The sequence below is a fragment of the Quadrisphaera sp. KR29 genome (genome assembly GCF_052644995.1).
The window spans coordinates 43,447-67,453 of the sequence record NZ_JBQXXG010000019.1 but is presented as its reverse complement, the minus strand read 5'-3'; the positions used below and the strand labels follow the sequence as shown (position 1 = coordinate 67,453).

The following is a 24,007-nucleotide window of genomic DNA, read 5'->3' as shown; positions in this document are numbered from 1 at the left end:
CCCGCCGCCGGCGCGGCCTCCGGCTCCGACGCCTGACCCGCACCGGCGCCGCGGGGCGCCCGGCGGCGGTTCCCGCACCCCCGCGGACCGCAGCCGGGCGCTCGGCTGCGTGCGGGGCCGGCGGTGATCGGCTCGCGGCGCCGTGCGGCCCGGGCGAGGCTGGCCGCATGGCCGAGCAGCCCCACACCTCCCCCAGCGCCGTGGCGCCCCGCCCGCTGCTCCTGCGGCTCCTGGACGCCCCGGTGCACTGGTCGTGGCTGGACCCGCTGGCGGCACCGGTGCGCGACCTGGTGCACCGGGTCGAGCCGCGGTGGCTGGCCGACCTGCTGCACGGCACGCCGATCGGCCACCCGCTGCACCCGATCCTCGCCCAGGTCGTCGTGGGCACCTGGACCAGCTCGGCGCTCGTGGACGGGCTGGCGCTGACCGGCCTGGTGCCCGACGACCTGGAGGAGGGCGCCGAGGCCGCTTCGACCACCCTGGCCGCCACCGGCCTGGCCGCTGCCCTGCCGACCATCGCCGCGGGCTGGACGGACTGGTCGGACCTCCACGAGGACCAGCAGCGCCTGGGGCTGGTGCACTCCGCCGCCAACTACGCCGCGACGGCGATGGTGGCGCTGTCCCTGGTCCAGCGCTGGCGGGGCAGGCGCACCAGCGGGCGCCTGTGGAACCTGGCGGCGCTGACGACGGCGACGGCGGGTGCGGCCCTCGGCGGCCACCTCTCCTACCGCTGGGCGGCCGGTGCCTCCCACGTCGAGCACGTGCCGCACGTGGCGCCCGAGGGCTGGTACCGCGTGGCGGCCTGGGACGACCTCGAGGTCGACGCCCCGACCAAGGCTCACCTGGGCGACGTGCCCGTCGTCGTCGTGCGCACCCGGACCGGGGTGAGCGTGCTGGCCGACTCCTGCAGCCACCTGGCCGCGTCCCTGTCCGGGGGTGAGGTGGTGCGCGAGCGCGGCGAGGAGTGCCTGGTCTGCCCGTGGCACGGCAGCACCTTCCGCCTGTCCGACGGCTCCGCGGTGCACGGCCCGGCCACCGCGCCGCAGCCCGTGCTCGCCAGCCGCGTGGAGCCCGACGGCACCGTGCTGGCCCGCGTGGTCGAGCTGCCGGGCGTGTCGGCCTCGCCGGGCCTGGAGTCGCGCGCCGGGTGAGGATGAGGTGGTGCACGACCGCGACGACGACGACGGCCTCTTCGGCCCCTCCAGCGCCACCTGGGACCTGCACACCGACCCGATGATCGGGCCGGCCGGGCTGCGGGCGCTGGTGCTGCAGGCCCTGCACCCGCTGGCCATGCACGTGGTGGCGCAGCACTCGACCTTCAAGCAGGAGACCTGGCAGCGGCTGCACCGCACCGGGGAGTACGTCGACGCGACCACCTTCGGCACCACGCGCGAGGCGCACCGGGCCGCCGCTCGGGTGCGGGGCATCCACAGCCGCATCCGCGGGGTCGACCCCGAGACGGGCATGGAGTACCGCGCCGACGACGAGGACCTGCTGCTCTACATCCACTGCGCGCTGGTCGACAGCATCCTCGACGTCGTCTCGCGCAGCCGCCCGCCGCGGGAGGCCGTCAGCGACGAGCTGGCCGACCGGTACGTGGCAGAGCAGGTGGTCTCCGCGGAGCTGGTGGGCGTGCGCCCTGAGGTGGTGCCCGCCAGCCGCGCCGACCTGGCCGCCTACTTCGAGGAGGTGCGCCCGCACCTGCGCGCCACCCGCGAGGCGCGCGAGGCCGCCAGCTACGTCATCGCCCCGCCGATGGAGGCGCGCACGGTGCTCACCACGCCGATGGCGCCGATCTGGTTCGGCGTGGCCAGCACCGCCGCCGCGTCGCTGCCGGGGTGGGCGCGGCGGATGTACGCCGTGCCCGAGCTGCCCGGGGCGGAGGCCTCCGCCGACGCCGCGGTGACCGCGGCGCTCCGCGGACTGCGCGTCGCGCTGGTCAGGTCCGCGGGCAGGGTGCCGGGCGTGCAGCTGTCCGAGCCGCGACGGCGGGCGATGGCGCGCCTGGCCGAGGCCTCCTGACCCGCGCGCCCTCCGTGGCGCGCACGTCCCGCCGCCACCTCTTCGCACTTCCCGCGGCACGTGTGCCTCCGGGGCCTCCTCTTCGCACTTTCCGCGGAAAGTGCGCCTCCGGGAGGCCTCTTCTTCGCACTTCCCGCGGAAAGTGCGCTCGTGGACGGCCTCCCTGCCGCACTGTCCGCGGGAGGTGCGACGAGGGAGGGGGCGGGCGGGTCAGGCCGGGTCGAGCGCTGCCCACGGATCGGCGGCCGGCGCGGTGCGCTGCCCCGTCGGGCACGAGGGCCGGAAGTCGCACCAGGCGCACAGCGACGACGGCGACGCGGGGAACGCCTCGTCGGCGTCGGCCCCGGCGGCCAGGGCGGCCTCGGCGCGCACGGCGTCGGAGGCGATGGACTCCGCGCGGCGCACCACCCGCTCCAGGGAGGTGCTCGTGTGCTCGGCCACCGCGACGGCGCCGGTGGGCACGTGGTGCAGCTCGACGCGGCGGCAGCGGGTCCGCAGCGTGCGCCCCGTCGCCAGGGCGTACAGCCCGAGGGCGAGGGAGGAGCGGGCGTCGTCGTCGTCCGGGACGCGCCGCCCGAGCTTGTAGTCGACGACCACCGGTTCGTCGCCGTCGCCCTCCGGCCGCGGCCGCCTGTCGATGCGGTCGACCCGGCCCGAGAACGCCAGCGCCGCCGTCGGCGTCCCGACGGTGCGCTCCACGCCCACGGGCTCGGCGCGCGGGTCGAGCCGCTCGGCGTAGGCGGCCACGGCGGCCTGCGCGCGCAGCCGCTGGGCCTGCGACTGCTCGGCGTCGCGGAAGCCGCCGCTGGCGGGCGTGGGCCACGCTCCCCAGGCCTGCTCCACCAGCTCCGCGGCGCGCTCGGGGGTGCGTCGGTGCAGCGGCTCGTCCCACCAGCGCGCCAGCGCCGTGTGGACGGCTGCCCCCACGCTGGTGTGCGCGAAGGCGCCGGCGCGCTGCGGGGTCGGCCTGTCGAGGTAGGTGAAGCGGTAGCGGCGCGGGCAGTCCTCGAACGTCGTCAGCTTGGTGGGCGTGCACCGGAACAGGCGCACCGGCATGCCCGGCAGCGCCGTCTGCTCGCCGGAGCCGGTCACGGCAGCGCCCGCAGCGTGCCCACCGGGTCCACGCCGCGCCCCTCGGCGAGCACCCGCTGCAGCGACTCCGGGGAGGTGGTGTTCTCGGCGAGGCGGTTCTGCTTGCCGGTGCCGTGGTAGTCGCTGGAGCCGGTGGTGAGCAGGTGGTGCGCCCGCGCGAAGGCCCGCAGCCAGGCCTTGTCGGCCTCGGTGTGGTCGCGGTGGTCGACCTCCACCCCGGCCAGCCCCGCGGCGACCATCTCCTCGAGCACGTCCTCGCCCACCACCTTGCCGCGGGCCGAGGCCAGCGCGTGGGCGATGACCGGCACGCCGCCGGCGGCGCGCACCCGCTGCACCGCCTCCACCGGGTGGGGCGCGCCGTGGTGCACGACGTAGGGCGAGCCGTCGGCGAGCAGCCCGGCGAAGGCCTCGTCGCGGTCGGCCACCACCCCGGCCGCCACCAGGGCGTCGGCCACGTGGGGGCGCCCGACGGTGGCGCCGTGCGCGGCCTGGGCGAGGACGTCGTCCCAGGTGACCGGGAAGTCGCGCGACAGCAGCTCCGCCATGGTCCGGGCCCGGCTGAAGCGGATGTCGCGGGAGGTCGCCAGCGTCTGCGCCAGCTCGGGCTCCTGCGGGTCGTGCAGGTAGCTCAGCAGGTGCACGGTGATGCCGCGGACCCGGCAGGAGACCTCCGCCCCGGGGAGCAGGAGCACCCCGCACCGCTCGGCCTGGCGCCCGGCCCGCGCCCACCCCGCCGTCGTGTCGTGGTCCGTGATGGCCAGGGCCTGCACACCGGCCTCCGCCGCGGCGCTGACGAGCCCGGCGGGGTCGTCGGTGCCGTCTGAGGCGGTGGAGTGGGTGTGCAGGTCGATGAGCACGTCAAGAGCCTAGGTCGCGCCGGTGACGACGAGCGCCCGAGGACCTCGCGAGACCGCCGGGGAGCGTTCCGCGCGGGGGCGGCTCAGCCCGTGGGGCTGCCCGACGCGACGGGGGCCGGCGACGACGGCGAGGGCGCTCCCCCGGACGGCTGGGGCGGAGCCTCCTGCGACGGCTGCTGCCCCGGTTCGCTGCTGGTGGGGTCCGCGCTGGGAGGGGCTCCGGCGCCGGTGCGCCCCTCGTCCTGCTGGGGCGCCGCCGCGGGGTGGCCGTCCTCGGTGGGGCTGGGCGAGGGGGTGCCCGTCGGCGGTGCCGAGGACGTCTCGGTGGTGGACGGCGAGGCGCTGGGGGTCTGGCCGCCGTGGTCGTCGGCGTGGTCGTCGGCGTGGTCGTCGGCGTGGTGGTCACCGTGGTGCCCGTCCCCGTCGGCGCGGTCGCCGTCGTGGCCACCGTGGTGGTGCCCGCCGTCGTCCGCGGCCGGTGCCGACGGGCTCGGCTCGGCGGTCGGCTCGGCGGTCGGCTCGGCGGTCGGCTCGGCGGTCGGCTCGGCGGTCGGCTCATCGGTGGGTGCGCAGACGGGCAGGACCTGCTCCGCCACGGGCTCGGCGGCGGTCGCCGGGTCCGGAGCGGAGGCCGGGTCCGCCGTCGGTGCGCCGGGCGCCGCGCCGGCCTGCTCGAGGGACGGGACGGGCGCGGGGCAGCAGGCGGCGACCGCGGGGTCGGCGAGCTCGGCGGCCGCCGGGTCCTGGTCGGCGACGAGCGCGGCGTCCGCCGGAGCGGCCTCGGTCGCCTCCTCGCCGGGGGGCTGCTCCTCCGTGGGAGCCGGTGCCGGGCAGCAGGTCACCGCAGCCGCCGCTGCCTCGGCGGTCGGCTCGGCGGTCGGCTCGGCGGTCGGCTCGGCGGTCGGCTCAGCGGTCGGCTCAGCGGTCGGCTCAGCGGTCGGCTCAGCGGTCGGCTCGGCGGTCGGCTCGGCGGTCGGCTCGGCGGCCGGCTCGGCGGCCGGCTCAGCGGTCACCTCAGCCGCACCGGTGACCGGCGCCGCGCACGGGTCCAGCGGCGGCTCGGCGGGGGCGGGCGGGGCCGGCGGGGCGGGCTCCGGCGGCGGAGCGGGAGCCAGCGCCTCGGTGACCGGCGGCGCGCTGTCGGGCGGCGCGGGCGCGGGCAGGTCGGGCAGACCGGGCGGGGCGGGCAGCACCGACAGGCCCTCGACGTAGGCCTGCGTCCAGCCCATCACCGTCGCGGCGTAGGCGCTGGAGCGGTTGTAGCGCCACAGAGCGGCCACCTGGCCGTCGCGCGTGGAGAGGTCGGCCCCGCTGGCGCACAGGTAGCGGGCCGCGCCCAGGGCGGCGTCGTCGACGTCGTGGGGGTCCGCCACGCCGTCGCCGTCCGCGTCGGCGCCCCAGGCGCGCCAGGTGGCGGGCAGGAACTGCATCGGGCCGACGGCCCTGTCGAACTGGGCGTCGCCGTCCAGACCGCCGCCGTCCCCGTCGGCGATGACCGCCGTGCCGGCCAGCGAGCCGTCCAGGCGCGGCCCGAGGATGGTCGTGACGGTGCGCCCCGCGGCGTCGACGCGGCCGCCCGCGGCGTGGCCCGACTCGACCTTGCCGATGCCGGCGAGCAGCTGCCACGGGATGCGGCAGCTCGCGTCGGTCGCCGCGGTGCGGTCCGCGGCGGCGCGGTAGGCCGCCAGCACGCGCTCGGGGATGCCGGCCTGGCTGGCCTGCACCACCGCCGGTCCCACCTCGCGGCCGCCGTCCGCCGGCGGCTCCGCCTCGGGCCCGGGGCCGGGGACCTCGTCGGCGAGGGGCACCACGGACCCGTGCGCGCCCCTGGAGGCGCCCGACCCCTGCTGGCTGGCTGGCGACCCGGCGGCAGGTGCGACGAGCACCACGTCACGGGGCTCCGGCTCGCGCGAGGACGCCGCGACCACCGACGCGGTCACGACGGCCACGGCGCACAGGGCGGCGGTGGACCGCCCCCGCGCGCGGCGGTACGGCCCGTCGCCAGTGCGACCGGCAGAGCGCATGGATCCCCCCTCGCAGCGCCACCACGTGCAGGTGGACGGGTGCGGAGGTCCCAGCATGCGGGCGGACGAACCGGGACACAACCGACAGCGACGTGGCCGTGCGGTGACGCCGAGGGGACGAGCGGCCCCGCACGGCCCCGCGACGGCCTCGCGACGCCCCCCGCCCGGGCCGCCCGCCCCGCGACGTCCCCCGCGGCGCGAGCGGTGGGAGGATCGCGCCATGAGCGAGGTCACGAGCACCGCCGAGACCGTCGACGTGCCCCTCACCGCCCAGGGCGGCCCCTCCGGCGACGACGCGGACGCGCCCGCCGAGGAGGCCCAGCGGCTGGCCGAGCGCGGCTCCAACCGCAGCCAGCGCCCCACGTCGCAGGCCTTCCGCGACTTCATCGCCGACGGCTGGGCGCCCCGCCCCGCTCCCCCGCAGCGGCTGGCCGCCGCCCCGTGGGCCGCCGCCCGGCGCGAGCGCATCAGCGCCAGCTTCCCCGGGGACCGCCTCGTGCTGCCCGCGGGCCCGCTCAAGGTGCGCAGCAACGACACCGACTACCGCTTCCGGCCGCACTCCGCCTTCGCCCACCTCACCGGGCTGGGCGCCGACCGCGAGCCGGACGCGGTGCTGGTCCTGGAGCCGCAGGCGGGCGGCGGGCACGAGGCGCTGCTGTTCTTCAGGCCGCGCGCCGAGCGCACCACCGAGGAGTTCTGGGCCGACGCGCGGTACGGGGAGTTCTGGGTGGGCGTGCGCCCGTCCCTGGAGGACGTCGAGGCCGAGCTGGGCCTGGCCTGCCGCCACGTCGACGGCCTCGCTGCGGCGCTCACCGGTCCGCTGCCCTCCCCCGACGGCGTCGTGCGGGTGGTCCCGGACGCCGACCCCGCCGTGAACGCCCTCGTGGAACCCGACCGGACAGCCCCCCGGGACGACGACGGCGGGGAGGGCCGCGACCCCGGCGCCGAGCTGGCCGAGGCGCTGTCGGAGCTGCGCCTGGTCAAGGACGCCTGGGAGGTGGAGCAGCTGCAGGAGGCCGTCGCGGCGACCGTCGCCGGCTTCGCCGACGTCGCCCGCTCCCTGCGGGCCGCGGTGCGCCACGAGCGCGGTGAGCGGGTGGTGGAGAGCGCCTTCGAGGGCGTCGCGCGCCGCGAGGGCAACGGGGTCGGCTACGAGACCATCGCCGCCGCCGGGCCGCACGCCTGCACGCTGCACTGGATCCGCAACGACGGCCCCGTGCGCCCCGGGCAGCTGGTGCTCGTCGACGCCGGCGTCGAGGCGACGTCGCTCTACACCGCCGACGTCACGCGCACGCTGCCCGTGGACGGGCGCTTCTCACCGCCGCAGCGGCGGGTCTACCAGGCGGTGCTCGACGCCGCCGACGCCGCCTTCGCCGTCGCCAGGCCGGGCTCCCGGTTCCGCGACCTGCACGCCGCCGCCATGGAGGTCGTCGCCGCGCGACTGGAGGAGTGGGGGCTGCTGCCGGTCAGCGCGGCCGAGGCCCTCGACCCCGCCACCGGGGGGCAGCACCGCCGGTGGATGGTGCACGGCACGTCCCACCACCTGGGGCTGGACGTGCACGACTGCGCGCAGGCGCGCCGGGAGATGTACCTGGACGCCGAGCTGGTGCCGGGGATGGTGTTCACCATCGAGCCGGGCCTGTACTTCAAGGCCGACGACCTGCTCGTGCCGGAGGAGCTGCGCGGGACCGGCGTGCGCATCGAGGACGACGTGCTGGTCACCGAGGACGGCTGCGTCAACCTCTCCGCGGCGCTGCCCCGCCGCCCCGCCGACGTCGAGGAGTGGATGGCCTCGCTGCGCTGAGCACCGCCGGCACGCGAGCGGGCCCGTCGTCGTCCTGAGCAGGACGACGACGGGCCCGTGCGCGGCGGGAGACTCTCAGAACTGACCGGGCTCGCGCTGCAGCGGACGCACGCCCTCCAGGCCCGCCAGGAGCTGGCGGGCGCGTCCCGCCTCGGCGTCGGCGCAGATGACCGAGTAGCGCGAGGCGAGGATGGCGTTGACGGAGCTGAAGTCGCGCCGGCCGCCGGTGAGGGCGTAGCTGATGACGCCGAAGAGCATGCCCGAGCCCGCGCCGATGAGGACGGCCGCGAGCCACAGGTTCAGGCCGCCCCCGCCCACGAAGAGCGTCAGCAGCAGGCCCAGGAAGAGGCCGAACCACAGGCCCGAGGCCGCACCGGCGAGCGCGACCCGCGCGTAGGTGAGGCGCCCGGTGACGCGCTCGACGCTGCGCAGGTCGGTGCCCACGATGCTCACCAGCTGCACCGGGAAGCCCTCGTCGGAGAGGTGGTCGACGGCCTTCTGCGCCTCCAGGTAGGTGGCGTAGGAGGCGACCTCGGAGCCGGTGGGCAGGGTGATGCCGCCGCGGACCCGCGCCTGCGGCGAGGTGCCTGACATCAGCGCACCGCGCCGGTGGCCCGGCGGTGCGGGGCCGCTGTCACACGGTCTCCTCGACGCCGGCCTCGGCGAGCACCGTGGCCTCGCGCTCGGTCTCCGCGCCGGAGGTGGACAGCTCGCCGCCGGCGTTCTCCAGGTGCGCGCGCACGAACCAGTGGTACTGCTCCAGTTGGCCGGACTGGCCGATGAGGAGGTCCTCGGTGATGGGGTCGACGTCGCCGGTGGCCTCGATGGCCTCGCGGTGGCTGGCGATGACGCCCGAGTAGACGAGGTCGAGGGCGCCGAGGTGCTCGATGGCGCCGGCGCGGCCGATGGAGTACTCGTTCCAGCTGCGGTTCTCCACCAGGGCGCCGGGGGTGCCCTTGGGCGACCCGCCGAGGGTGGCGATGCGCTCGGCCACCTGGTCGGCGTACTCGCGGACGGTGTCGACCTGGGGGTCGAGCATCTCGTGCACCGCGATGAAGTGCGGTCCCACGACGTTCCAGTGGACGTGCTTGAGGGTCAGGTGCAGGTCGTTCAGCGCGTAGAGGCGGTCCTGGAGGATGTCGGCGACCTTCGCGGAGTCGCCCTCGCCCAGACCGGGCACGCCGTAGTGGTTGGAAGCCATGCCTCCACGCTAGATCGACTGTCCCGCCCCCGCCCGTCGGCGGGCGCCCGTGCCGCGGTCCCTGCGACGACGGAAAGAGCTGCTACTGGTCACCGGTAGCGGCGTTCGCCGCCAGGAGCTGCTCACCGATCGAGGTCAGGGCAGAGGCGACATGGATACAGCTCTCACACGGCCGGCCCTCGCCGACGCGGTGCAGGCACCTGACCAGTACGAACTCGGCGACCGCCTTGAGAAGAGCGGGCTGGCCGATGCCTTCCCTCGGGACGCGGGCCAGGGCGACGCTCAGAGCACGTCCTCGCCTGAGTCGCTCGATGTAGCGACGAGCTGCCTCGGCTCGACGCTCTGAGCCTGTCCCGTCGTAGGGCGCCAGCTGGAAGCGCTCTCTCAGCGCCCCGAGAACCGCTGCAACGATCTCCACCGTGGAGGCTCCGACGGCGACTTCCACATCGTGGTCGGACAGCCGTCGGAGCGGGAGCTGTCGCACCCTGACCACGTGCCAGCCCGCCGCTCTCAATGCTTCAGCCTTGAGCCGATCGGCCTCCAGCTTGTCCTGGTGCCAGAACCACCCGTCGAACTCGATGATCAGACGGAGCGAGGGGACGGCTACATCCACGGAGACGGCTCTCCCGTCCAGCTCGACGTGGTTGGTCGAGTGGTCGACCGGCAGGACGGCGGCCAGCTCGTGCGCGATGTAGATCTCCTGCGCGCTGCGGAGGGGCAGGTTGCAGAGCGGGCACCCCGCGGTCGCGCGCGAGTTGACGGCGGCCACCCACTCATGACTTGGGTCCTCTAGGCAACGCCACCAGACACGCCGACCGGAACCGTAGGAGATCTTGTCCGCCGAGAGGTCACCGTTTTTCACAGGATGGAGCTGCAGAGCGACAGTCGGACGTCGATAGAGAAGACTGTTGGATGCAGCGAACCGACGCCCCGCGCAGAACGGACATCCGTCGTCTCGCACCCTGGCCGAGACACTCGCGCGCCAGCGGTGGTCCTCGCCCTCGGGACAGGCCCACCAGAAGACCCGCGGATCGACGTGTCCTACGTCTTTGACATCGACGCCGTCGTTGCGCGCGACGTCGAACTGGAGCGCCAGTGCACTTCGCTCCGTCGCGATGTTCCGGCTCGGCGCGCCCACTTCTCCTCGGCAGACCTGGCAGTCCTCCAGACGCAACTTGTGGTCGCGGACCTGACGGGCGGAACTCGCGTACCACCGGTGGTCGCTGAACTTCGGGCAACGCCACCAGAGGCCCCGTGGGCTGGCCGCTGGCCAGACATGGGGCTGGAAGAACGGTTGCCCATCCGTCGCGACGAGTTCCACCAGCGACGGAGCGACAGCTGCCAGCGAGTCGGGATGGTTCTTCGGCGCGTCACCACCAGGGCCGGGTCGACGCAGTCCCCTCTTCCCGGCGCAGTGAGGGCACCCCCGCCCAAGGCGGACCCTGTTCGACGTGTTGGCGATCCACACGTGATCCGGATCTTTGGGACAGCGCCACCAGTAGGCCTTCTCGGTCTTGGCGACGACGTCTCGGGGAGTGATGGGCTGATTGAGCTCCAGGTCGAACTGCGCGGCGATCAACGGCGCGACCGTCGCCAAGGAGTTCGTCACGGACACGTGCTTCCCAGCACAACAGGGACAGCCTGATCCGCGGCTCCTCGAACCGGCTGAAGCGCACCAGATGTGGTCGGGAGCAACGGGACAGACCCACCACAGCTTGGTGTCAGCCCCCGCTCGGACGGAGCCCAGCTCGAGGTCACCGTTGAGATCGGGGTGGAGCTGTTGGAAGAGGTCCGGCCGCAGCGAAGCGAGTGTGTTGGTCACTGACGGCTGGAGGCCCGCGCAGAACGGGCAACCGTGCCTACCGCTGGTCCTGGTCGCCACCGTCGTCTCCCAGACGTGGTCGGGACCGCGGACGCAGCGCCACCACACGGGCGTGTGCCCACCTGCAGCAAGGTCTTCCGGCGAGGTCAGACCGTTGAGGTCGGTCGAGAACTCCTCGACCAGTTCGGGGTAGTCCGAGAGCTTCTTGTTCGCGACGGACGGCCTTGCGCCGTTGGTGCCCACGGATCAGTCGCTCCTCTGCGAGTCCACGTTCCCTCCTGCCCAGAGGATGCAGGACACCACCGACGGTCCACGGCGGTGGCGGCCCGCGTTGCAGCACCGACCCGTGCGGCCGCGTCGCCCGGGCGGGCGCCGCTGCCGGGGGCAGCCCGGCCGTCGCGACTACGCTCGCTGCACGTGAGCGGCGCACCGTCCCGGGTCTTCGTCGCGCGCCTCGCCGGGCTGCCGGTGTTCGACCCCGTGGGCGACCGCGTGGGGCGGGTGCGCGACGTCGTCGTCCTCCCCCGCGCGGCGCGCAGGCCGCGGGCGGTGGGACTGGTGGTGGAGGTGCCGGGCAAGCGGCGCATCTTCGTCCCCATGACGCGCGTGACCAGCATGGACACCGGTCAGGTCATCACCACCGGGGTGCTCAACGTGCGCCGCTTCGAGCAGCGCGAGGCCGAGGTGCTCGTCATCACCGACCTGTTCGACAGGGAGGTCGTGCTCGGCGGTGCCGCCGCGCGAGCGGTGCGCGGGGCCGACGTCGACGGCCCCGTGGAGGGCTCGGTGGAGGACGTCGCGCTGGAGCAGACCCGCAGCCGGGACTGGGAGGTCGCCCGGCTCTTCGTGCGCGAGTCACCCCGTGGCGGGCGCAAGAAGGGCCTGCGGCGCAAGGGCTCCACCGCCCTCATCGACGTCCACGACGCCGCGGGCCTGTTCGGCACCCCCCAGGAGCAGGGGGCGGCGCTGCTCGCGGCCTCCCTGGAGGAGATGAAGCCGGCCGACATCGCCGACCTCCTGCACGACATGCCGCTCAAGCGCCGGGTGGAGCTGGCCGCGGAGCTGGACGACGAGCGCCTCGCCGACGTGGTCCAGGAGCTGCCCGACGACGACCAGGTGCAGGTGCTGTCGGCGCTGGGCCGCGAGCGCGCCGCCGACGTGCTGGAGGCGATGGAGCCCGACGACGCCGCGGACCTGCTCAACGAGCTGTCCGAGGAGGCCGCCGAGCAGCTGCTGGGCCTCATGGAGCCCGACGACGCGCGCGACGTGCGCCGCCTGCTGGCCTACGAGGAGGACACCGCCGGCGGTCTGATGACCACCGAGCCGGTGGTCATGGGCCCCGAGGCGACCGTGGCCCAGGCGCTGGCCACCCTGCGCCGGCCGGAGGTGCCCTACACGCTGGCCGCCGCCGTCTTCGTGGTGCGCCCGCCCACCGAGACGCCCACGGGGCGCCTGCTCGGCGTGGTCCACCTGCAGCGGCTGCTGCGCGAGCCCCCGCACGAGGCGATCGGCGGGCTGCTCGACACGGAGATCGAGCCGCTGGCGCCCGACACGCCCCTGGCGGTGGTGACCCGCCGGCTGGCGACCTACGACCTGGTGTCGCTGCCCGTGGCCGACCCGCAGGGCCGCCTGCTCGGCGCGGTGACCGTCGACGACGTGCTCGACCACCTGCTGCCCGACGACTGGCGGGAGGTGGACGAGGAGTCCGTCGAGGCCCGCCAGGAGCTGGCGACGGTGACCGGCCAGCTGCGCGCGGTGGAGCCCGGAGCCCCCCGCCCGCGCCCCGCCGGGAGGAGGGCGCGTGGCTGAGGACCGCGACGGCCGGCGCCGCGACGCCCTGGACGTGCCCCGCGAGGGCCGCCAGCGCCTGGCCCCGCGCGTGCCGCGCCTGGACCGGGAGCGCTTCGGGCGCATCTCCGAGGCCTTCGCCCGCTTCATGGGCACCCCGCAGTTCCTGCTGTACATGACGGTGTTCGTCGTCGTGTGGCTGGCGTGGAACACCTACGCGCCCGAGTCGGCGCAGTTCGACCCCCGGGCGCTGAACTACACGCTGCTGACGCTCATCCTGTCCCTGCAGGCCTCCTACGCCGCCCCGCTGATCCTGCTGGCGCAGAACCGCCAGGACGACCGCGACCGGGTGGGCCTGGAGCAGGACCGCCAGCGCGCCGAGCGCAACCTCGCCGACACCGAGTACCTGGCCCGCGAGGTCGCCGCGCTGCGGCTGGCGGTCAGCGAGGTGGCCACCCGGGACTTCGTCAGGTCCGAGCTGCGCACGCTGCTGGAGGAGCTGGAGCTGCTGGCCGCCGACCAGCGCCGCGGCGAGGACGACGACGACGAGCAGGAGCCGCGCCTGGACAGGCCGCTGGACCGCAGCCGCGAGAAGGCGCGCGAGAAGGCCCGCAAGCGCGAGAAGGCGCTGGCGAGGGCCGCCGAGGCCCCGCTCGACGCCTCGGCGCCGACCGGCCAGGTGCACGCCACCACCGAGCGCTGACAGGCACCGCCCCAGCGCTCAACCGGCCCGGCGCGCGTGCCGATGCACCTCGCGTGACGCCCGCAAGACCCTCCCCCACGCTCTCGACGCTGCAGTCGCTGCAGCGCCGGCGCCTCGGCGACGTCCTCGTGGACGCCGGGGTGCTGACGCCCGCGCAGCTGGCCGAGGTGCTCGCCGGGCAGCAGAGCAGCACCGGGCGCCGCAAGCGCCTGGGGGAGCTGCTGGTGCAGTCGGGCATCGCCGACGAGCGCACGATCGCGCGGGCGCTGGCCGACCAGCTGAACCTCACCGTGGTGGACCTGTCGCGCATGGTGCCCGACGCCGAGGTGGTGCGCAGCCTGCCGCAGGCGGTGGCGGAGCGGACCCGCGTGGTGCCGCTGGAGCGCACGCGCACCGGCCTGGTGGTGGCGGTGGCGGACCCGACCAACGTGCTCGCCCTCGACGACGTGCGCCTGCACACCGGCTCGACCGACCTCGTGGTCACCGTGGCCACCGAGAGCCAGGTCCGCGAGCAGCTGGCCCGCGCCTGGTCCCTGGGCCAGGACCGCTCCTCGGCGGCCGCCGTGGAGGACGCCGGCGGCGAGCTGGAGGCCGGCCCGGGCTCGGCGGCGTCCCTGGAGCAGGACGCCGCCGCCGGCGACGAGGAGTCGCCGGTCATCAAGCTGGTCAACCGGATCCTGTCCGACGCCGTGCGGGCGCGGGCCTCGGACATCCACATCGAGACCCAGCGCGACGAGCTGCGCGTGCGCTACCGCGTGGACGGCGTGCTGCGCGAGGTGATGAGCGCCTCCAAGCGCGCCGCCGGGCCCATCATCAGCCGCATCAAGATCATGTCGGGCCTGGACATCGCCGAGCGGCGCGTGCCGCAGGACGGCCGCAGCCGCGTCGTCGTCGACGGCACCGCCTTCGACTGCCGCGTCTCCACGCTGCCGGCGCTGCACGGGGAGAAGGCCGTGATCCGCCTGCTCACCCGCGGGGACGCCGTGCCCGACCTCGACTCCCTGGGCTTCGAGCCCGAGCAGCTGGAGGTCTTCCGCAAGGCGCTGTCGGTGCCGCAGGGCCTGGTGCTCATCACCGGGCCCACCGGCTCGGGCAAGACCAACACGCTGTACTCCGCGCTGGCCGAGGTCCTCACGCCGGAGAAGAACATCATCACCCTGGAGGACCCCGTCGAGGTCCAGCTGCCCGGCATCACGCAGGTGCAGGTCAACGTCAAGACGGGGATGACCTTCCAGGCGGGCCTGCGCTCGGTGCTGCGGCAGGACCCCGACATCGTGCTGGTCGGCGAGGTGCGCGACTCCGAGACCGCCGAGCTGGCGCTGAAGGCCTCCCTGACGGGCCACCTCGTGCTCACCACGCTGCACACCAACTCCGCCGTGGCGGCGCTGACCCGGCTGGTCGACATGGGCGTGCAGCCCTTCCTGGTGGCCTCCTCGCTGACCGCGGCGATCGCCCAGCGCCTGGTGCGCAAGCCCTGCGCCTCGTGCGCGGCGCCCTACGAGCCTCCGGCGGTGGTGCTGGCGGCCCTGGGCCTGCGCGCCTCCGACCTGGCCGGGGCCACCCCGCGCCGGGGCACCGGCTGCCCGGACTGCGGGGGCACCGGCTACAGCGGGCGCACGGCCGTGTACGAGGTGCTCCAGGTGGACGCCGACCTGCGGCGGGTGCTCATCGCCGACCCGCGCAAGGCCGCCGTGGGCGAGGCCGCCGCCCAGCGCGGCATGGCCTCCCTGCGCGACTCCGCCGTCCGCAAGGCGATGGCCGGGCAGACCACTTTCGAGGAGGCGCTGCGCGTCACCGCCTCCGACGACGCCGCCCCCACCAGCTGCCGCGCCTGCGAGCGGTCGCTGGAGGAGGGCATGGTCGCCTGCCCCTACTGCGGCACCGCCCAGCGGGAGGCGGGCTGCTCCAGCTGCCACCGCCCGCTGCGCCAGGAGTGGGCCTGCTGCCCGTGGTGCGCGGCCCCGGTGACCGGCCGGGCGCTGAGCCCCGCCGGCGCGGAGGTCGCGGCACCGGGACGACCGGTGGGCGCGCCGCGCGCCGGCCGGCTCATCGGCGCTGACGACCCCGCACCGGCCCCGGCAGCGCCCCACCCGCTCCACCCGGCAGACCCGCTCCACCCGGGTGACCCGGTGCAGCAGGTCCCGCAGGCGCGGCAGGTCCACCAGCAGGCCGCACCGCCGCGCTGGGCCTAGCCTCGTCCTGACGCCGGGTGCCGCCGCGCCCCGGCCCGGGCAGCGGGAGGACGCGTGAGGACGCCCGGCACGGCCGACGCCGACGACGTCCTCCTGGTCGACCTCAGCGCGCACGACGACGCGACCGCCGGCGGTGCCGCGTGGGACGTCGACGGCGACGAGCCGGCGCTGCCCACCGGTGCGCCGGCGCACGGACCCGCTGCCCGCCGCTCGCGCCGCGCGTGGGCGGGCGTGGCCGCTGGCGCCGTCGCCGTCGTCCTCGTGCTGGTGGGCGCCTCCGAGCTGCTGCGCAGCCCGCAGGAGCGGGTGGAGGGCCGGCTCGCCGACGCCCTGCAGGACGCGGGGGTGCAGCTGGCCGAGCCGGTGTCGCTGCGGGACGCCGTCGGCGAGGGCGTCTGGACCGGGCGCCTGCGCGTCCTGACCCCCGACGGCGACGTCTCCGGCGTGCGCGTGGCTGTACGGCCCGACCCGGCCGACCCGGCCGCCGCCGTCCCCACGGCCGGGCTCTTCCCGCTGGTCGACTGCACCACCCGCTACCCCCTGAGCTGGGCCGGTGACAGCGACACCAGCTTCCGCACCGGCCGCGACGACCTCGCCGAGTGCGTCACCGCCTCCCCCGGCGGCGGCGTGCTCGTCACCATCGCCTGGCGCACCGACGGCGACGACGACGGCGCCGCGGGCCGCCAGACCTGGCTCACCGACGCCCGCGGCGGGGTGGTGTGGCTGCACAACGGCAGCGGCGACGGGCGCGGGGGCGGGTCGGGGCTGACCGGGGAGCAGCAGCGCGCCGTGGCCACCGCGGAGGGGCTGCTGGCACCGCTGTGAGCGCGCCTACCCTCGGGGGGTGAGCCTGCTCCGCCGTCCGACGTCCGCCCCCCGTCAGGGGCCCGACGAGGCAGCCGTCCGCGCGGCGCTGGGCACCGTGCTCGACCCCGAGATCCGCCGCCCCATCACCGAGCTCGGCATGGTCGGCCAGCTGGAGGTCTCGGCCACCGGAGCGGTGCTCGTGCAGGTGCTGCTGACCACCTCGGGCTGCCCGCTGCGCGACACCCTCGAGCGCGACGTCACCGCGGCGGTCAGCGGTGTCGAGGGCGTCCGCGGGGTGCGCGTGGACCTCGGCGTCATGGACGACGAGCAGCGCTCCCGGCTGCGGGGGGTGCTGCGCGGGCCCGCCGGCGGCGAGCGCGACGTGCCGTTCGCCCGGCCCGGGTCGCTGACGCGGGTCTACTGCGTGGCCTCGGGCAAGGGCGGGGTCGGCAAGTCGACCCTGACGGTCAACCTCGCCGTCGCCATGGCCCGCGACGGGCTGCGGGTCGGCCTGGTCGACGCCGACGTCCACGGCTTCTCGGTGCCCGGCATGCTCGGCACCCACGACAGGCCGGTGAAGATCGACGACGTCGTCATCCCGCCGGTGGCGCACGGCGTCAAGGTCATCTCCATGGGCATGGTCGTGCCGGACGGCCAGCCGGTGATGCACCGCGGCCCCCTGCTGCACCGCGCGCTGCAGCAGTTCCTCACCGAGGTGCACTTCGGCGACCTCGACGTGCTGCTGCTCGACATGCCGCCGGGCACCGGCGACGTGCCCATCAGCGCCGCGCAGCTGCTGCCGGGCTCGGAGCTGCTGGTGGTCACCACCCCGCAGCCGGCGGCCGCGGACGTCGCCCACCGCTCCGGCGGGCTCGCGGCGCGCACCGGGCAGGGCGTGGTCGGGGTCGTGGAGAACATGAGCTGGATGCCGATGCCCGACGGCTCGCGCCTGGAGGTCTTCGGCTCCGGGGGCGGCGCCGCGGTGGCCGAGCGGCTCTCGCGCGACTCCGGCGCAGCGGTGCCGCTGCTGGCGCAGGTCCCGATGGACGTCGCGGTGCGCGAGGGCGGCGACGCCGGCGCGCCCGTGGTGCTGTCGGCGCCCACCTCGCCGGCCGCGGTGGTGCTCACCGACCTGGCGCGCACCCTGGGCCGGCGGGCCCGCGGCCTCGCGGGGCGCCCCCTGGGCGTGGTGCCCGTCTGAGGCGCCCGCCCGCCCGCGGGCGGTGCAGGGACGGTCAGGTCGCCTCGAGGTCGACGGCCGCGCCGGCGGCGGACCGGGCCATCGGCACGCCGGCCGCGTCACCGGCTTCACCCGCCGCACCGCCGTCCGCCGCGCTGCGGTCCGCCGCACCGCCGGAGCCCGGGGTCGCCGGAGCGGCTCCCCCTGCGGCGACGGCTCCCGCGGCCGGTGCCGCGCTCTCCGGGCGCTTGGCAGCCGGGCTGACCGACGGCAGCCCGGCGGCCGGCGGCTTCGCGGAGCCACCCGCGCGGGAGGCGGCCGTGGCACCGGCAGCCGTGGCATCGGCAGCCGTGGCATCGGCAGCCGCGGCGCCACCGACGGCCGCGGGCCCGCCGCTGCTGACCGGCTTGCCCGCGGGGCGCGCGGGCGGCTCGTCGTCCTCCAGGGCGTCCGTCAGGGCGTCGCGGATGATCTTGCGCGGGTCGTACTGGCGCGGGTCGAGCTTCTTCCAGTCGACGTCGTCGAACTCGGGTCCGAGCTCGCCGCGGACCTGCTCGCGCAGCCCCATCGCCATCCTCCGGCCCTCGCGGACCACCCGTCCCAGCTGCGCGGCGTACCTCGGCAGCCGCTCCGGTCCCACCACCACCAGGGCGATGACCAGCAGCACGGCGAACTCGCCGGGGTTGATGCCGAACACAGCTTGCTCCCTCGCTCACCGCACCTGACCGGGCCCTGGAACGGGGGCCCCGGGCACCATCCTGCCCCCGCCGCGCGGGTCCGAGGGCCACACCCGCCGGGTGCGGGCGCCCGGCGGGCTCAGCCGACGAGCGGGACCACCCGTCCGGGGCCCCCCAGGACGCGCGGTCCCGGGCGGCGCGCGGGCACCGGCGCGGGGCGCGCGGGCGCCCGGTGCTGCAGGTGCTTGCGCAGCTGCGCGCGCGCCCGGGACAGCCGCGAGCGGACCGTGCCGGTCTTCACCCCGAGCACCTCGGCGACCTCCTCGTAGGTCAGCCCCTCGACGTCGGCGAGCACGACCACGGCGCGGAAGTCCGGTGAGAGCCTGTCCAGGGCGGCCTGCACGTCGACGTCGAAGCGGCCCGCCTCGAAGGCACGCTCCGGCCCGGCGCCCCGGTCGGGCAGGCGCGCGGCGATCTCCTCGGTGAGGGCGTCGAAGCGCAGCCGCCGGCGGCGGCGGGCCTGGTCGAGGAAGAGGTTGGTGGTGATGCGGTGCAGCCAGCCCTCGAAGGTGCCGGGGACGTAGCTGTCGAGGGAGCGGAACACCCGCACGAAGACCTCCTGGGTGAGGTCGTCGGCGTCGTCGCGGTCACCGGTCAGGCGGTGCGCCAGCCGGTGCACCCGCGCGGAGTGCTCGCGCACGAGCTCCTCCCACGAGGGCGGCACCCACGCCTCCTCCCCGGCCGACGGGGTCGGCGGGGAGGGGCGCTGTGCGCCCGCGTGCGCTGGCATGGCCAACACTCTGCTCCTGCAGGCTGGCAACGGCCTGGGGAGCGGGTGTGAGCCGGGTCACGCGGGCGCGGGCGCCGGCCGGGTCGTCACCGCCGCCGCGCCGCCAGCAGCAGGCCCTCGCCGCTGGGCACGAGGGCGGGCAGCAGGTCCGGGGAGCTCCGCAGCGCCCGGGACAGCTCGCGCACCGCCGTGGTCACCGGGTCCCGCTGGGCGGGGTCCCCGGCGCGGTCGGCCGAGAGCGCGCCGTGCAGCGCCACCACCCCGCCCGGGCGCAGCAGGCGCACCGCCCGCTCGAGGTAGGCGTCGGTGCCGACCGGGTCGGCGTCGAGCAGCACGAGGTCGTAGCCGCCCTCGGTGAGGCGGGGCAGGACGTCGACGGCCCGGCCGGTGATGCCGCGGATCCGCCCGCTGCGCACGCCGAGCTCGGCGAAGGCGGTGCGGGCCGCCCGCAGGTGCTCGGCCTCGGCGTCGATCGTGGTGAGCACCCCGTCGCGCGGCATGCCGCCGAGCATCCACAGCCCCGAGACCCCAGCGCCGGTGCCCACCTCGACGACGGCGCGCGCGTCGACCGCGGCGCACAGCGTGGCCAGCAGCGCGCCCGCGCCGTTGCCGACGGCGGCGATGCCCAGCTCCCGGGCCCGGGTGCGCGCGCGCTCCACCGCCTCGGACTCGGGCACGAAGTGCTCGGCGTACTGCCAGCTGGCGGCCTTGGAGCCGCTCGCGGAGGTCGCCGGGGCCCGCCGCGGAGCGGCACCGGCCGGCGCCTGCCCGCCGGGGAGGCCGGGCACGCCCGGCACCCCGGGGGTCACGGCAGGTCCCGCAGGAGCGCCAGCAGCACGCGCGCGCCCCAGCCGGTGGCGCCGCGCGGCACCTCGTGGGACTCCTTCTCGGCGCGCCCGACGCCGGCGATGTCGAGGTGCGCCCAGCGGCGGCGCCCGGCGAACTCGCGCAGGAACAGCGCCGCGGTCACCGCGCCCGCGCCGGGCGCCGGGGAGGAGGGCACGTGCCGCAGGTCCGCCACGTCGGAGTCGAGGCTGGGTCGGTAGTCCTCGACCAGCGGCATCCGCCACACCCGCTCTCCGGTCGCCTCGCCGGCCCGCTCCAGCGCGGCCGCCAGGGCGTCGTCCTCGGTGAACAGCGCGGCGTGCTGGCGCCCCAGGCCCAGCGTCGCGGCCCCGGTCAGCGTGGCGACGTCGAGCAGCAGCGCCGGGTCCAGCTCGGCGTCGGCCAGGGCGAGGGCGTCGGCCAGCACCAGCCGCCCCTCGGCGTCGGGGTTGTCGACCTCCACGGTGGTGCCGTCCAGCACGCGGACGACGTCCCCGGGCCGGTAGCTGGCGGCGCCCAGGGCGTTCTCCGCCAGCGGCAGCAGGGCCGTGACCGGCCGGGGCAGGCCGGCCTCGGCGGCGGCGACGGCGGTGGCCAGCACCACCGCGGCGCCCGCCATGTCGGTCTTCATGGCCACCATGGACTCGCGCGGCTTGAGCGCCAGCCCGCCGGTGTCGAAGGTGATGCCCTTGCCCACGAGCACGGCGCGCCCGCGCTGCGCGGCGGCGGGGTCGGCGGGCGTCCAGTCGACCCGCACCAGGCACGGCGGGTGCTGCGAGGCGGCGCCCACGGCCAGCAGAGCGCCGGCGCGGCGCTGGGCCAGCTCCTCCTCGTCCAGCACCCGGACCGTCAGCGTGCCGGAGCCCGCGGCCACGGCGGCGGCCCCGGCCAGCGCGCGCGCCTGGTCCGCGACCCACGCCGGGCTCTTGGTGGACGACGGCGCGGCGGCCAGGTCGCGCACGCGCCAGGTGGCGGTGGCGGCGGTGGCCGCGGCGGCCAGCGCCGCCTCGTGGCCAGCGGGTGCGCCGAGGAGGACGACAGCGCCCGCGGCGGGCGCGGGCCCCTCGCCGAGGCCGGTGCGCGGCGGGGACCACGAGCCCAGCAGCAGCCCCTCGACGAGGGCGCGCAGGCCCTCCGCGTCCAGGCCGGCGGCGGCCGTGGTGGCCGCGCGGTCGGTGCCCCGGGCGGTGCGCGCGAGGGCCGCGCCGGCGCGGCGCAGGTCGCGCGGCGAGCCGGACCCGGTGCCCAGCAGCACCAGGCGCGTCGGGGCGCCGTCGGCGCCGCGGGGATCTGCGGCCAGGCGGGCGCCGTGCAGGGGCAGCACGCTGCCCGCGGCCGCGCGCCAGCGCGCCAGGCGGCACACCTCGACCAGGTCCAGGCCGGTGCTGGCGGCCAGCCACGCCCCGGCGGGGCCGAGCGCGACGTCGTCCGCGGGCTCAGCGGTGCCAGCGGCGTCGGGAGGGCTGTCGCCGCGGGCGCCCTCGTCACCGCCGCGCGCGGGGCGACCGACCGGCACCACGAGCAGCGACGCCCCGCCCAGCGCGGCGCCACCGGGGCCACCGGCAGGACCGGTGGCCCCGGTGGCCCCGGCCGTGCCGGTGGCCGTGGCTGCTGTCGCGCCCCCGGCGGTGGGGGCGGTCTCCAGGGGGGCCGCGACCTCCACCCGCGGGAGCGGGCGGTCGGGGCGGGGGCCGACGGCGAGGTCAGCGGCCCTGCCGTGCGCGGGCGGCGCCGAGGGGGGAGGCGCGCCGGCCACGCTCAGCCCGCGGCGGTCTTGAGCGCGTCGCCCAGGGCGTTGGCCTCGTCCGGGTTCATCTCGACCACGAGGCGGCCACCACCCTCGAGCGGCATGCGCATGACGATGCCGCGCCCCTCCTTGGTGACCTCCAGGGGACCGTCACCGGTCCTGGGCTTCATGGCAGCCATGAGGCACACCCCTTCCACGTGCAAGGCACGCCATCGGTGGAGCGGGCGCTGGGAGCGCCCGCGGTCGGTGACCATCATCCCATCGGCGGCTGACGACCGGTAACCCAGGCGTCCACCGGTCGGGCGCGCGCCGCAGGTCACGGCGGCCAGTCCGACGGCGGGGAGAACCGCCACAGCCACGCGACCCACACCACCTGCAGCGCCAGCCCGGCCACCGCCCACGCCCCCACCGCCGCCCGGGAGCGCACCTGGACGGCGATGAGCAGCGCCACGGGGACCTGCAGGAGCAGGTAGCGGAACAGGGACGTCCACGGGTCCAGCACCACCAGCAGGTAGGCCTGCTGCGCGAGCACCCACGCGGGCAGCTCCGGGCCGAGCGACCGCGCCGCGGGGCCGGTGCACCACCACACGAGCGCCAGCAGCGCGGCCACGAGCACCACCGGACCGGCGACGTCGCCGAACAGCTGCGAGGACGCCCGGAACCACGGTTCCACCCACACCACGCGACCGCTGCGCCAGGCCGACTGCACCTGCGTGTAGGCGTCGGGGACCCCGGTGGCCACCCCCACCGCCACCGGCCAGGCCAGTCCGGCGACGCCGCTGGCCACCAGGAGCCCCACCAGCGCCACCCGGTCGCGCACCGCGACACCGCGCCCCTCGGCGCGCCAGCGCGCCAGGGCGTGCACCAGCACCACCAGGACGAAGGGCAGCGCCACGGCGCGGGTGGCGCCCAGCAGCAGCACCGCCAGCACGCACCAGCCGTAGCGGCGCTCCACCAGGGCCAGCAGCGCCCACGCCAGCGCCAGCAGCGCGAGGGCCTCGGTGTAGGCGTACTGCAGCACCGGCGCCGCGGGCGCGCACAGCACCAGCAGCAGACCCGCCAGGGCCGCCCCCTCCCCCGCCACCCGCGCGAACAGGCGCCGCAGGACGACGGCGGCGCCTGCACCGACCAGCAGCGCCGTGGTCGGCGCGACGACCTCCCAGCTGCCGCCGGTGACGGTCATCAGCACCCGCACGAGCAGCGGGTAGGCGGGGAAGAAGGCCCACTCGCTCTGCGCGGCGGCGCCGTCCTGCGAGCGCGGGAGGGGCAGCGGGTAGCCGTGCTCGGCGATGCTGCGGTACCAGGTCGCGTCCCACAGGCCGGCGGCCATGACGGGGTAGGACGGCGCGGCGGGCGTCCACACCGACTGCTCCTGGAAGGGCGCGACGCAGACCGTGGCCACGGCGGCGAACACCCGCGTGGCGGCGTAGACCAGCAGCGCCTGCGCCCAGCCGGGCAGCAGGCCGAAGCGCTGGCCGGCGCGGGCGCCGGCCACGCGCGCGGCCGCTCCGGCGCCCTCGCGGGCCGCCACCAGCCCGTCGAGCAGCCGCTCGAGCTGTCCGCCGCGCGGCGCCCGGGGCGGGGCGCTCACCCGCCGCCGCTCACCGGGCGGCCCGCGCCTCGGCCTCGGCGGCCACCTTCTTCAGGGTGCTGCCGAAGGCCAGGCGCCCGCCGAGGGCGATCGGCAGCGTCACGGCGCGCGACAGGGTGCGGCTGACCAGGGCGATGTCCTCGGTCCAGCGCAGCCGGCTGCGCCCGCCCGGCAGCGGCACCACCTGCACCTCGGCGTGGCCGAGGACCAGGGAGCCGAGGTGGTCGATGGCGGCGGTGCCGGCGCGGGTGGGTGTGGGCGGCTCCCAGGAGGTGACCTCCATGGGGTCGTCGAAGGCCAGGCGCCCCACGCCGCTGCGCCCGGTGAAGCGGGTGCCGGCGCCGCCGGTGTCGCGCTCCACGCGCATGGTGGTCAGCGGGATCCAGTCGCCGTGGCGGGCCCAGTCGGTGACCAGCTCCCAGACGACGTCGGCGGGGGCGGCCACCTCGCGGTGCGCGGTGAAGCGGGCCACGTCAGATCTGCTCCTCACGGGTCGGTGCCCGGCCGGGGGCCCGGGCGGGGGCGTGCTGGGCGGCGTGCGGGCCTGCGTGCGGGGGCACCTGCCCGCCCAGGGGCGTGGTGGCTGCGGCGGCGAGCGCCTCCAGCCGGCGCTCGCGCTCGGCGAGCTCGGCGCGCAGCCGGTCGAGGGCGGCGTCGACCTGGTCCATCCGGTAGCCCCGGGGCACCACCGAGAAGCGCAGCGCGTCCAGGTCCGCCGGCTCCAGCGGGCGCGGCGGCAGGGGGCGGTGCGGGCTGCTGGAGGTGGGCGCGGGCATCCCGGTCGGCAGCCGGCCCGCCGCGACGGCGACGACCACCCCCACCACGGCCACCGCCAGCAGCAGCAGGACGATGCTCACGCCGCGATGCTGCCAGACGGGCGCCGCC

At 76.8% G+C, this 24,007-nt stretch carries 22 protein-coding genes; 8 read left to right on the top strand and 14 right to left on the bottom strand.

Annotated features, from left to right (window positions below; all coding sequences use genetic code 11):
- Positions 1 to 167: 167 nt before the first annotated feature.
- Both ACUN9U_RS15625 and ACUN9U_RS15620 read left to right on the top strand, forming a co-directional pair.
- Positions 168 to 1,151: a Rieske 2Fe-2S domain-containing protein gene (locus ACUN9U_RS15625; RefSeq protein WP_445485933.1), complete on the top strand. Its 984-nt coding sequence runs from the start codon at positions 168 to 170 to the stop codon at positions 1,149 to 1,151.
- Positions 1,152 to 1,161: 10 nt separating this feature from the next.
- Positions 1,162 to 2,022, top strand: a complete 861-nt coding sequence (locus ACUN9U_RS15620; RefSeq protein ID WP_445485932.1) for an oxygenase MpaB family protein — start codon at positions 1,162 to 1,164, stop codon at positions 2,020 to 2,022.
- Positions 2,023 to 2,232: 210 nt separating this feature from the next.
- On the opposite strand, the gene ACUN9U_RS15615 is transcribed toward ACUN9U_RS15620, so the two are convergent.
- The 3 genes from ACUN9U_RS15615 to ACUN9U_RS15605 all read right to left on the bottom strand — a co-directional run bounded on the left by ACUN9U_RS15615 (position 2,233) and on the right by ACUN9U_RS15605 (position 5,995).
- Entirely contained in the window at positions 2,233 to 3,078 is an 846-nt protein-coding gene (locus ACUN9U_RS15615) for a RecB family exonuclease (RefSeq protein WP_445485936.1), read from the bottom strand.
- 32 nt (positions 3,079 to 3,110) lie between these two features.
- A complete protein-coding gene (locus tag ACUN9U_RS15610) occupies positions 3,111 to 3,971 on the bottom strand; it encodes a PHP domain-containing protein (RefSeq protein ID WP_445485931.1) in 861 nt (286 codons plus the stop codon).
- 83 nt (positions 3,972 to 4,054) lie between these two features.
- Entirely contained in the window at positions 4,055 to 5,995 is a 1,941-nt protein-coding gene (locus tag ACUN9U_RS15605; protein WP_445485930.1) for a lytic murein transglycosylase, read from the bottom strand.
- A 220-nt stretch (positions 5,996 to 6,215) separates the two neighbouring features.
- Between ACUN9U_RS15605 and ACUN9U_RS15600 the strand changes: the two genes are divergently transcribed.
- On the top strand, positions 6,216 to 7,799 hold the full coding sequence (locus ACUN9U_RS15600; RefSeq protein ID WP_445485929.1) for an aminopeptidase P family protein: 1,584 nt from the start codon (positions 6,216 to 6,218) through the stop codon (positions 7,797 to 7,799).
- 75 nt (positions 7,800 to 7,874) lie between these two features.
- Here the strand turns inward: ACUN9U_RS15600 and ACUN9U_RS15595 are convergent, their stop codons facing one another.
- The 3 genes from ACUN9U_RS15595 to ACUN9U_RS15585 form a co-directional block, all read right to left on the bottom strand.
- Positions 7,875 to 8,393: a general stress protein gene (locus ACUN9U_RS15595; protein WP_445485928.1), complete on the bottom strand. Its 519-nt coding sequence runs from the start codon at positions 8,391 to 8,393 to the stop codon at positions 7,875 to 7,877.
- Between the two features lie 40 nt (positions 8,394 to 8,433).
- Positions 8,434 to 9,000, bottom strand: a complete 567-nt coding sequence (locus tag ACUN9U_RS15590; RefSeq protein WP_445485927.1) for a Dps family protein — start codon at positions 8,998 to 9,000, stop codon at positions 8,434 to 8,436.
- A gap of 82 nt (positions 9,001 to 9,082) precedes the next feature.
- Positions 9,083 to 11,065 carry a zinc-ribbon domain-containing protein gene (locus tag ACUN9U_RS15585; protein WP_445485926.1) on the bottom strand — a complete coding sequence of 661 codons (1,983 nt, stop codon included), beginning with the start codon at positions 11,063 to 11,065 and terminating at the stop codon, positions 9,083 to 9,085.
- 174 nt (positions 11,066 to 11,239) lie between these two features.
- Here ACUN9U_RS15585 and ACUN9U_RS15580 point away from each other — a divergent pair, with 174 nt between their 5' ends.
- Genes ACUN9U_RS15580 through ACUN9U_RS15560 form a run of 5 tightly spaced genes read left to right on the top strand, consistent with a single transcriptional unit; the run spans position 11,240 to position 17,513 of the window.
- Positions 11,240 to 12,631 (top strand): magnesium transporter MgtE N-terminal domain-containing protein, encoded by a 1,392-nt coding sequence (locus tag ACUN9U_RS15580; protein WP_445485925.1) that lies wholly within the window; start codon positions 11,240 to 11,242, stop codon positions 12,629 to 12,631.
- Complete coding sequence (locus ACUN9U_RS15575) at positions 12,624 to 13,313, top strand: DUF1003 domain-containing protein (RefSeq protein WP_445485924.1); 690 nt, start codon at positions 12,624 to 12,626, stop codon at positions 13,311 to 13,313. Before ACUN9U_RS15580 ends, ACUN9U_RS15575 begins: the two co-directional genes overlap by 8 nt.
- 53 nt (positions 13,314 to 13,366) lie before the next feature.
- Positions 13,367 to 15,505 carry an ATPase, T2SS/T4P/T4SS family gene (locus ACUN9U_RS15570; RefSeq protein ID WP_445485923.1) on the top strand — a complete coding sequence of 713 codons (2,139 nt, stop codon included), beginning with the start codon at positions 13,367 to 13,369 and terminating at the stop codon, positions 15,503 to 15,505.
- Between the two features lie 54 nt (positions 15,506 to 15,559).
- Entirely contained in the window at positions 15,560 to 16,330 is a 771-nt protein-coding gene (locus ACUN9U_RS15565) for a hypothetical protein (RefSeq protein ID WP_445485922.1), read from the top strand.
- Between the two features lie 19 nt (positions 16,331 to 16,349).
- Positions 16,350 to 17,513 (top strand): Mrp/NBP35 family ATP-binding protein, encoded by a 1,164-nt coding sequence (locus ACUN9U_RS15560; protein ID WP_445485921.1) that lies wholly within the window; start codon positions 16,350 to 16,352, stop codon positions 17,511 to 17,513.
- Positions 17,514 to 17,547: 34 nt separating this feature from the next.
- On the opposite strand, the gene ACUN9U_RS15555 is transcribed toward ACUN9U_RS15560, so the two are convergent.
- From ACUN9U_RS15555 to ACUN9U_RS15520, 8 genes are all read right to left on the bottom strand, one after another.
- The gene (locus ACUN9U_RS15555; RefSeq protein WP_445485920.1) at positions 17,548 to 18,189 is read right to left on the bottom strand and encodes a twin-arginine translocase TatA/TatE family subunit; all 642 of its coding nucleotides are present in this window, start codon (positions 18,187 to 18,189) and stop codon (positions 17,548 to 17,550) included.
- 119 nt (positions 18,190 to 18,308) lie between these two features.
- Entirely contained in the window at positions 18,309 to 18,959 is a 651-nt protein-coding gene (sigE, locus tag ACUN9U_RS15550; protein ID WP_445485919.1) for an RNA polymerase sigma factor SigE, read from the bottom strand.
- A gap of 86 nt (positions 18,960 to 19,045) precedes the next feature.
- On the bottom strand, positions 19,046 to 19,747 hold the full coding sequence (locus tag ACUN9U_RS15545) for an O-methyltransferase (RefSeq protein ID WP_445485918.1): 702 nt from the start codon (positions 19,745 to 19,747) through the stop codon (positions 19,046 to 19,048).
- 17 nt (positions 19,748 to 19,764) lie between these two features.
- Positions 19,765 to 21,447, bottom strand: coding sequence for a leucyl aminopeptidase family protein (locus tag ACUN9U_RS15540; RefSeq protein WP_445485917.1), 1,683 nt, complete (start codon positions 21,445 to 21,447; stop codon positions 19,765 to 19,767).
- A 95-nt stretch (positions 21,448 to 21,542) separates the two neighbouring features.
- A complete protein-coding gene (locus ACUN9U_RS15535; RefSeq protein ID WP_109772666.1) occupies positions 21,543 to 21,710 on the bottom strand; it encodes a DUF3117 domain-containing protein in 168 nt (55 codons plus the stop codon).
- Positions 21,711 to 21,847: 137 nt separating this feature from the next.
- A complete protein-coding gene (locus tag ACUN9U_RS15530) occupies positions 21,848 to 23,122 on the bottom strand; it encodes a hypothetical protein (protein ID WP_445485916.1) in 1,275 nt (424 codons plus the stop codon).
- A gap of 10 nt (positions 23,123 to 23,132) precedes the next feature.
- Complete coding sequence (locus ACUN9U_RS15525; RefSeq protein ID WP_445485915.1) at positions 23,133 to 23,594, bottom strand: SRPBCC family protein; 462 nt, start codon at positions 23,592 to 23,594, stop codon at positions 23,133 to 23,135.
- 1 nt (position 23,595) lies between these two features.
- Positions 23,596 to 23,979: a DivIVA domain-containing protein gene (locus ACUN9U_RS15520; RefSeq protein WP_445485914.1), complete on the bottom strand. Its 384-nt coding sequence runs from the start codon at positions 23,977 to 23,979 to the stop codon at positions 23,596 to 23,598.
- Positions 23,980 to 24,007 lie beyond the last annotated feature (28 nt).

Bases quoted from the DNA above. Each gene is read 5' to 3' on its own strand.
- ACUN9U_RS15625 (WP_445485933.1), top strand. From the start codon at position 168: ATGGCCGAGCAGCCCCACACCTCCCCCAGCGCCGTGGCGCCCCGCCCG.
- ACUN9U_RS15615 (WP_445485936.1), bottom strand. From the start codon at position 3,078: ATGCCGGTGCGCCTGTTCCGGTGCACGCCCACCAAGCTGACGACGTTC.
- ACUN9U_RS15605 (WP_445485930.1), bottom strand. From the start codon at position 5,995: ATGCGCTCTGCCGGTCGCACTGGCGACGGGCCGTACCGCCGCGCGCGG.
- ACUN9U_RS15600 (WP_445485929.1), top strand. From the start codon at position 6,216: ATGAGCGAGGTCACGAGCACCGCCGAGACCGTCGACGTGCCCCTCACC.
- ACUN9U_RS15595 (WP_445485928.1), bottom strand. From the start codon at position 8,393: ATGTCAGGCACCTCGCCGCAGGCGCGGGTCCGCGGCGGCATCACCCTG.
- ACUN9U_RS15590 (WP_445485927.1), bottom strand. From the start codon at position 9,000: ATGGCTTCCAACCACTACGGCGTGCCCGGTCTGGGCGAGGGCGACTCC.
- sigE (WP_445485919.1), bottom strand. From the start codon at position 18,959: ATGCCAGCGCACGCGGGCGCACAGCGCCCCTCCCCGCCGACCCCGTCG.
- ACUN9U_RS15535 (WP_109772666.1), bottom strand. From the start codon at position 21,710: ATGGCTGCCATGAAGCCCAGGACCGGTGACGGTCCCCTGGAGGTCACC.